Source organism: Actinophytocola sp., assembly GCF_045807065.1.
GTDB lineage: Bacteria > Actinomycetota > Actinomycetes > Mycobacteriales > Pseudonocardiaceae > Actinophytocola.
This window is the reverse complement of record NZ_JBJMIE010000528.1, coordinates 1-5,867: the sequence shown is the minus strand read 5'-3', so window position 1 is coordinate 5,867 and position 5,867 is coordinate 1. Positions and strand designations below refer to the sequence as shown.

Genomic DNA, 5,867 nt, shown 5'->3' with positions numbered 1-5,867 from the left:
TCGGCGACCCGCTCGACAAGCCGATCAGGGACGTCGTCCCCGCGTACTACGAGAAGCTGGGGCTCGGCGACAAGAACATCGCCATGAGCAAGCGGGGTGAGATCCTCGATCTCCACTGGGGACGGATCGAGCAGGACGGCGCCGCGCTGAACGGGCTCGGCCTCGCGCTCGAGAACCTGTCCGGTGCCATCGACGCCAACGTCAGGGAAGTCGGCAAACAGTGGTCCGGCGAGTCCTTCGACGCGTTCAGGACGGCGATGGACAAGATCAGGACGACGCTGGACGCCTACTCGGCGGCGGCCAAGAAGGTCGGCGGCATCCTGCTCGAGGCGATGACCCAGGCCAGGTCCATGTACCAGGACTACGCCTCCGCCACCCAGCAGTCCCTGAGCTTCACGCACATGCCCCCACCCGACCAGTGGCACAAGATGGACGAGCGGACCGGCGTGCACCTGGCGAGCGTGTGCGTAGTGCCACCACCGTTCTGCAAGAAGGACGACGGAGCGGTCACACCCATCCTCAAGGACCAGTTCGCGACCACGCACCAGCTGGCGTCGTGCGAGGCCGAGTCGTGCGAGATGAACCTCGAGCGGGTCCGCCTCATGTACACGCACCTCGTGCGGTCGGGCAAGGACGGCCGGGAGAAGATCCGCAAGATCGTCCACGACTGGTGCGGCGCCACGGACCAGTTCAAGGAGAACGTCGAGAGCGTCCTCAAGATCGCCGTCGACAACGTGCACGCGCTGGCCAGGTCGCAGGCGTTCAGCAGCCTGAAGGTCGTCGGCGGCACCGGCGACGGGCAGCCGACCGGTGGTGGTGACCCCGGCAGCGACAGCGGTGGCTCCCCCGCACCCGGCGGCGGTTACCCGGACGGCGGCGCGGCGGTCGAGCCGATCGTCGAGCCCACGACGACACCCGAGCCGTCACCGGAGCCGGCACCCGAGCCCGACCAGGCGCAGGACGCCGCCGCGGCCGAGCCGCCGGCGGATCCGTCGGAGCCGACGCCGCCGACGGATCCGGCCGCCGACCCCGGCGCGGTCACGATCAACGACGGCGACCGCACGATCGGGGTCAGCGACAAGGGCGAGGGCCACGTCAACGTCACCGTCACCGACGCGAGTGGCACGACCAGGACCTACGACCTCGACTTCGACGCCGCGAGCGGTCTGCTCCGGTCGGCTGACGGGCAACCGGCACCCGAGGGAGTCGAGCAGGTGCCGGCCCGCACCGACGGCAAGTGCGTGTTCCAGGACGGTGACGTCACCATCACCGCGCAGCGGCCGCTGTTCGCCCCGGACCAGATCACGCTCACCGTCGACGACGGCACCGGCAAGCCGACCACGTACACCGTCGAGTTCCCGGACACCCCGGCCGACGCCCAACCCCCCGCGACCGAAGCCGGCGCGGGCGACACCGCCGGGGCGGGCAGCACCGACAGCACCGCCGGCGCGGGCAACACTGCCGGGGCGGGCACCACGGCCGGCGCCGACAGCACCGTCCGCGCGGGCACCACTGCCGGCGCGGACGGCGCCATCCCGTCCGGTGCGGACCCCGCGGCCGCCGCTCCCGCCACGGACAGCACGGCCATCCCCACTCACTCCGCCACCGGCACGACCGGCACCGCGCCGCCACTGACCCCGACCTCCGCCTCCGACCCGACCTCGGACTCGACCTCGGAGACCGGCACGCGGGCCGCACCCGCAGCCGCGTTCACAAGCGACCAGGCCAACCAGCTCACCTCGCCGCAGTCGGCGTGGTCGGAGAACGCACGCGGCTCGGTCTCCGGGGTGCTGTCACCCGACCACCCGAACGGCGAGGCCGTGCTCGCCGCCGCGCCGGACGATGCTCAGCCCGACACGGGGGGCATGATCGGTGCCGGTCTGCCGATGATCGGGCACCCCGGCGGCGGCAACGCGGGCGAGGTCGGTCGGGCCGGGTCCGGCTGGAGCGTGCACGGCGACCTCTTCGACACGGGCGAGCCGGTCCACAGCATGCACGGCGTGCTCGGCGACGGCGACTTCGAGCGGACCGACAGGTGAGCCATGGCGCTGATCGACATCGACGACGCGGCGGCCAGGCGGCGACTGCGGGAGATCGCCGCGGCGAACAGGTCCGCGCTCGACGAACGGGTGCGGCAGGCCGCTGAGCTGTCCGAACAGGCCAGAGCCGCCCACGAGCGGGACGAGGCCGACCTCAGGGCGGCGCTCCAGCGCAGGGCGGAGGCGGAGGTCGAGCACCCGCCCGCCGAGCAGCAGGAGGCCGAGGACACGCCCAAGTCCCGGCCCAGGCCGTCGACGTTGTCACTGGGGGCCGACGAGTTCACGCTCGACCGGCAGGCCCGCCAGGCGGCCGAGGAGGCCAGGCAGGCCGCCAAGCCCGAACCCGCCGAGCCCGTCGTACCCGTCGAAGCAGCCGCGCCGCCCAGGGAGGCCCCGCCCCGCCGGACGCTCAAGCTCGGCGCTCCGGCCGACGAGGGCGCCCCGGAACAGGACAGACCGGCACGGAAGAGACCGCCGCGGTCCGAGGTGGACGACGACATGTCCGGGCGGACCTGGCTGCGGTAACGGAAGCAAATTCGCCCGTTGCCCTCGCCGCCACCTGCGCATAGGTACATTCTTTGTGCGGATGTGACGGCACCAACCGTCGCGGGCGCGCGTCCAATGCGAGCAGAACCGCGCCAGCACGATCGTGAGGGGAACGTCGACCATGAACACGCCGCCGACGAGTGCGGGTTCCGGGGTGCAGGCACCGGACGGGTACAAGACCAACACGGGCACGATGTCGTCGTCCGGCCGGACCATCAGCACGAAGGCCGAGGACGTCAAGGGCGAGGTCGACGAGGTCAAGCCGGCCAAGACCCAGGCCGCCGAGTTCGGCACGCACCCCGACCACCAGGCCTTCCAGAAGGACTACTCCGCGGCCTTCGACCAGCTCGGCGCCGGTGCGGTCGCCATGTGCGACAACCTCGTCGCGTTCGCGCAGAACCTCGGTGGCACCGCCACCAACTACGCCCAGCACGAGACCGGCGCCGCCAACACGGTGACCTCCGCCGGGAGCGGCACGTGAGCAAGTCCTGGTCGGAGGTCAAGTCGGTCCTCGACGACCCCTACGCCACGGCGGACACCAAGGAGGCGCTGCTCGCCGCGTACGTCCTGGAGAACGGCGACGACGCGTCCCCCGAGGTCGAGGACTACACCGACGGCACCAAGGCCGAGTACAACCTCAAGGGCGACCTCGACATCGACGGGGACGTCTTCAAGGGCACCGACAAGCTGTACCAGCAGGCGAAGGACGAGTCCGACGAGGCCGGCTACAGCCACCGGATGAACGACCAGACCGTCGAGTCCGGGCGCACGGCCATCGAGGACATGCAGCTGCCGGCGGAAGGCTCGTCGGCCGGCGTGCAGAAGTCCAACGACATCTTCGAGAAGGCGCGGCCCGCGTTGAAGCTGTGGGAGGACTTCCTCCCGGTCAACGACAAGGTGCCCAGCGACTCGCTCGGTCGTTACGGGAAGATCAACCTCGAGAACGACATCAAGAAGCGCTTCGACGAGCAGATGGGCATCTCGTTCAAGAACTTCCTGGACGACGCCAAGCGCCTGCGGGACGCCCACACGCAGCTCAACACGCTCAGCACCGACTCGCAGACCGAGCTGAACAAGGTCTACAAGGACTGGTCCGGTCCGGCGGCCAACGCCTCCTACCAGTACTACTCCGAGAAGGTGTCCCCGAACGTCAAGGATCTTCTCGAGTACCTGCAGAGCGGCTCGGAGACGATCGAGACCGCCGTCCAGAACGTCTTCACCGCCTGCAAGGACAAGGCGAACGACATCATCCAGCTCTACCAGAGCGTGCGGGGCACCGTCGGCAGCGCGTCCCCGGAGATCGCGGCGAAGGTGGTCAAGCTCGCGTGCGGTGACTTCCACTCGCAGGACGAGGTGCTGGAGGTCGCGGCCTGGGTGGACGCCAGCACCGGCAGCAACCTGGAGTCGACCCTCCGCTCGGACGACTGCGGCCTCAACGACGAGAACAAGGAGTACACGATCCGCGAGTGCAAGAAGTGGATCCGTGACTCCTTCAACGCCGACCTGCACGACAACCTGTACGTCAACTACAAGCAGGCCTGCGACGACGCGCTGGAGGCGGTCAACTCCCACTACGCGGAGATGAACAAGGTCCTCAAGCATTACGAGAACAAGTTCGGCCAGCTGGCCGTGACCCAGCCCAACTCCGGTGGCGGCGGGGGCGGCGGTGGTGGTGGCACCGGCGGGGGTGGCGGCGGGGGCACCGGCTCCGGCAGTGGCGGTGGTGGCGGCGGTGGGACGCCGAGCGTCTCGACACCACCCCCCACGAACACCGGCGGCCAGACCGACCCGAGCGGCGGCGACCAGTCGAACGACCCGAGTACGACGGACCCGACCACGACCAACCCGACCACGAACCCGTCGACGGCGGGCACCGGGGACCAGCAGGAGACCGTCACCATCAAGGACGGCGACCGGGAGATCGCGGTCACCAGCCCGGACGGTCAGGGCATGGTCAAGGTCACGGTCGACGACGGCAGCGGCCACCCGAAGACGTACACGATGGACTTCGGCGGCCCGGACGCCGCGACGCCGGGCACCTCCGGTCAGCCGGGACAGGCGGGCCAGCCCGGCATTCCCGGCACGCCGGGCACACAGTCCGGCGACGGCGTGCCCGGGCAGGACCAGCCCATCGAGCCGGGCCCGGACGGGAAGTGCACGATCACCGACGGGGCACTGACCATCACCGCCGAGCGGCCGGAGGGCCAACCCGACACGGTCGTGGTCACCGTCGACGACGGCACGGGCAACCCGACGACCTACAACCTGGACTACTCGGAGTCGCAGACCTCCGGGCAGGCGACCAGCACGGACGGCACGTCAGGCGGCCAGGTCACGACCATGCCGGCGTATGACCAGATGCCACCGGGCGTGGCCGGGGTCAGCACCCTGCCGGTCCACGACGGGAGCTCCCAGGGCGGCGTCACGACGTTGCCCGCGTACGACCAGCTGCCGCAGGGCATCGCGCAGCCCGCGGCCATGCAGGACTTCGCCCCGGCCGACGCACAGGCCGTGCCGGCCGACACGGGCCACGGCCAGCAGTTCACCACACCCGGAAGTGCCCTAGGCCCGTCGTGGCACGACGGCGGACACCTGGGGCACGCGCCCGGGGAGTACAGCGCGCAGCCGCTCCACGGGCAGCACCAGCAGTTCGGCACCCAGCCGGCGTTCGGCGAGCCGGCACACCACGGGTACACGACGTCCGCGGCCTCGGCCGACCTGGACGCGGGTCCGCACTCGGCGGGTGGCGCGGCCGGGTCGTTCGGCGTGCCGGACCACCACCCGTCGCCGTACATGGAGCGGCACAGCGGCGAGGCCAGCCTGGCGAGCGCCCCGGACAACTCCGGCGGCGACCACTCCGGTCACCACATCCAGCCGCAGCCGGGCATGGCCGGCGGCGGCATGCCGATGCTGGGTGGGGCACCGGGCGGTGGGGGCGGTTCCGGCGACTCCGAGCGGGGCGCCACGCAGTGGCGCACCACCGGCGACCTGTTCGACGATCCCGCCGAGCCGGAGCGGATCCGCAACGCGTTCGGCGGGGAGCGGTAACCAGATGAGGGGAAACTGATGGGCGCGTTTGACGTCGCCGCGGCGGCGCGGGCGAAGATGGCGCAGGTCCAGCGGGAGATGGCCGACCGGCGTGCGCTGCGCGACCGCAACTTCCGCCAGCGGCGTGAGCAGGCGCTGGAGGCGTTCAAGAAGCAGGGTCCGGTGATGGAGCAGGTCGCCAAGCACATGGGCGAGCTGGGCCGGCGCCGCAAGCAGGCCGGCGGCTGGGCGACC

The 5,867-nt window shown here is 71.0% G+C and carries 3 protein-coding genes and 2 pseudogenes; all 5 read left to right on the top strand.

Annotation, left to right across the window (positions count from 1 at the left end; all coding sequences use genetic code 11):
- Positions 1-2,039, top strand: a pseudogene (locus ACJ73U_RS30980) (hypothetical protein); the annotation flags it as partial.
- 3 nt (positions 2,040-2,042) lie between these two features.
- Entirely contained in the window at positions 2,043-2,564 is a 522-nt protein-coding gene (locus ACJ73U_RS30975) for a hypothetical protein (RefSeq protein ID WP_407781271.1), read from the top strand.
- A gap of 142 nt (positions 2,565-2,706) precedes the next feature.
- On the top strand, positions 2,707-3,066 hold the full coding sequence (locus tag ACJ73U_RS30970) for a WXG100 family type VII secretion target (RefSeq protein WP_407781270.1): 360 nt from the start codon (positions 2,707-2,709) through the stop codon (positions 3,064-3,066).
- Complete coding sequence (locus ACJ73U_RS30965; RefSeq protein WP_407781269.1) at positions 3,063-5,633, top strand: hypothetical protein; 2,571 nt, start codon at positions 3,063-3,065, stop codon at positions 5,631-5,633. Before ACJ73U_RS30970 ends, ACJ73U_RS30965 begins: the two co-directional genes overlap by 4 nt.
- An 18-nt stretch (positions 5,634-5,651) precedes the next feature.
- A pseudogene (locus tag ACJ73U_RS30960) lies at positions 5,652-5,867 on the top strand (hypothetical protein); the annotation flags it as partial.

Coding starts and splice junctions, on each gene's coding strand:
- ACJ73U_RS30975 (WP_407781271.1), top strand. CDS start 2,043: ATGGCGCTGATCGACATCGACGACGCGGCGGCCAGGCGGCGACTGCGG.
- ACJ73U_RS30970 (WP_407781270.1), top strand. CDS start 2,707: ATGAACACGCCGCCGACGAGTGCGGGTTCCGGGGTGCAGGCACCGGAC.